The following is a 2,650-nucleotide window of genomic DNA, read 5'->3' as shown; positions in this document are numbered from 1 at the left end:
CCCATGAAGCATATGCTTGTTGGGAAATGTCTAGTTTTTCAGCTATTTGAGCTTGTGTTAGTTTCACCTGTTTCCTTAGTGTTTTCAAGCGTTCTGCAAATTCCATATGTGACCTCAAAAAAATATTTTAAATTTTTGCAAAAAATCGTTGATATTAACAACTATTGGTTGTATGTCAATTAAAAATAATAACCTTATCTTCAAAGCTAAATCACGATCATTGACAATTTAATAAAAAGTGCGTCTGACAACCAGAAGACTGATTGCCAAAACAACACTAAACTTCGTACCTTTATTGTAAATGTTTTGATAAGAAAAGTCAAGCCCCTTTTATGGTTGAAGTAAAGATAGAAAACAAGGCTAACTTCTCAAAGTAACTTCCACTTGCCTGACCAAAGTGGAAATTAGTCTAAAACGGATTTTTATGGTGGAATTAAGTGTGAGACGTTTGAGTTAGAAATGAGGCTCACTATGACAAAACATAAACACCTTACCCTTTCAGACCGTAATGATATCCAATTAGGCTTAGAGCGCGGTGAAACCTTCAAAGCTATTGGACAATCCATTCTAAAAGATCCGACAACCGTTTCCAAAGAAGTGAAACGAAACAGACAAGTCCGAGAGTCTACATGTGATAACCTTCCTTGCCCTTTACTCGATAAGGCTACCTTTGTCTGTAATGGTTGCCCTAAAAGAAGACAAAATTGTGGATTTAAAAAATTTTTCTACCTAGCTAAGCCAGCTCAAAAGCAGTACGAACAAACTCTTGTTGAATCTCGTGAAGGAACTCCCCTCAATTCCAAGACCTTCTGGGACATGGACAAAGTCATTTCTGATGGGGTTAAAAAGGGACAACACATCTATCATATCCTCAAAACTCATAACCTTGATGTCAGCTCCTCAACTGTCTATCGACATATCCGAAAAGGATACCTATCTATCGCTCCTATTGACCTAGTCAGAGCCGTTAAATTCAAAGAAAGACGGAAAAGTAAGCTACCTTCCATCCCTAAAGAAGCTAAAAAAGGCCGTTCCTATGAGGATTTCCAAAACTATTTAGTCCTTAATCAACTAGACTCTTGGCTGGAAATGGATACCGTTATGGGGAGGATGGGAGGTAAAGTCCTACTCACCTTCAATCTATCTTTCTGTAACTTTATCTTCGCTAGACTACTGGATAATAAAACTGCCCTTGAGGTTACTAAACACCTCTATGACATCAAGAAAACTCTTCACCAAGCTGACAAAGATTTCTTCCAACTCTTTCCTGTCAGTCTTACCGATAATGGTGGAGAGTTTGCCAGGGTTGATGACATCGAAATGGATGTGCGAGGAGAGAGTAAGCTATTCTTTTGTGACCCTAATCGCTCTGACCAGAAAGGGAGAATTGAGAAAAATCACACGCTGATTCGCGACATTCTACCTAAAGGAACTTCTTTTGACAATTTAACTCAAGAGGATATTAATCTCGTCTGCTCTCATGTCAACAATGTCAAACGTGCTGCTTTGAATGGAAAGTCATCCTATGAACTCTTTGCATTTACCTATGGAGAAGAAATTCCTAAACTTCTCGGCATTTCTAAAATACCTGCAGAAGACGTCTGTCAGTCTTCTACATTACTCCAACATAAGTTCTAAAAACTAACCTAAAAACCCATTCAAACGTCTCACACTAACTTCCACCATAGCGGAACTTAATCTGAAACGCTTTCAGATGATAGGATTTTGTGCGCTCTTTTTTTCGATTCCTTTCGGATACAAAAGCGATGAAATCAAGCATTAGTAAAACCAGTGGAACTTACCCTGACACGGATTTCCACTGGTTTTTAGGATTTTTATCAGACTAACTTCCACTTGGATTAGCGATGGAACTTAGTTTGGGAATTTACCGATAGAAAACAAGATTATATTCTTATGAGCTTCCACACATTTCGGACTTTCGCGCTTTTCCGAATAGTAAAGTGAACTAGCTTCGCCAAAGGGCGTAAGAGAACCCAATGGGTATGATAATGACTACCTATTGTGGTTGGCTGGGAAAGCGATGGTAATTCATGCAATGCACCTTGCTAAACGTTGCCACCGTGAAGGAAGAATCCTTCAACCAAATAACTTTTCTTTACTGCTGCCTATCTACCTTGATAGACTCACTCTCAAGCTACTAAGTCTTCTGTTTTCTTAGTAGCTTTTTTACATTTATAATAAAGGATAAAACTATGACAAACTTTTTTCGCACTACAATGTAAACGACTTTACGATAATTACACATTTACATATAGAATATTCAGTTCATCTGATAAACTAATCGCACAACTATACACTCAAGCTTTGAATAACTTAGAGTCTTTATCAAAGAAATCACTAATCACAGAATTTTCTTATGCTGGAGTGGAATTCTACACTAGAATGTTTAAACGTAAACTCTCGACTCACTATTACTCAAGAGTAAAGCAGTTAGCTTGACTCTTTTTATTTTACAACCAGAAAGGAAAATATTTATGATCCCTGAAACACTAAAAATGAAACCAGAATTTATTGGCTCAACTTACTATGAAAAATTGGGGAATGCTCCACGATTTGTCTTTGGTAAAGAAGGAAAGTACCAAAGACATATTCTAAATAGTGAAACTCATGGTGCCTTCCACGTTATTAC

Annotated in this window: 2 protein-coding genes and 1 pseudogene; 2 read left to right on the top strand and 1 reads right to left on the bottom strand. The window is 37.3% G+C overall.

The features are described 5' to 3' along the window. The coding region (locus tag QZ359_RS07550; RefSeq protein ID WP_293965202.1) for a helix-turn-helix transcriptional regulator at nt 1–106 on the bottom strand (106 nt) is incomplete at its 3' end. A gap of 365 nt (nt 107–471) precedes the next feature. On the opposite strand from QZ359_RS07550, the gene QZ359_RS07545 reads away from it, so the two are divergent. Together QZ359_RS07545 and QZ359_RS07540 are read left to right on the top strand one after the other, a co-directional pair. Continuing rightward, the gene (locus QZ359_RS07545) at nt 472–1,638 is read left to right on the top strand and encodes an IS30 family transposase (RefSeq protein ID WP_293965200.1); all 1,167 of its coding nucleotides are present in this window, start codon (nt 472–474) and stop codon (nt 1,636–1,638) included. Nucleotides 1,639–2,495: 857 nt separating this feature from the next. Further along, nucleotides 2,496–2,650, top strand: a pseudogene (locus tag QZ359_RS07540) (cytoplasmic protein); the annotation flags it as partial.

The organism is Streptococcus sp. (assembly GCF_019414905.1).
In the GTDB taxonomy this organism is placed as follows: domain Bacteria; phylum Bacillota; class Bacilli; order Lactobacillales; family Streptococcaceae; genus Streptococcus.
This window is presented reverse-complemented; position numbering and strand designations above follow the sequence as displayed.

Bases quoted from the DNA above. Each gene is read 5' to 3' on its own strand.
- QZ359_RS07545 (WP_293965200.1), top strand. From the start codon at position 472: ATGACAAAACATAAACACCTTACCCTTTCAGACCGTAATGATATCCAA.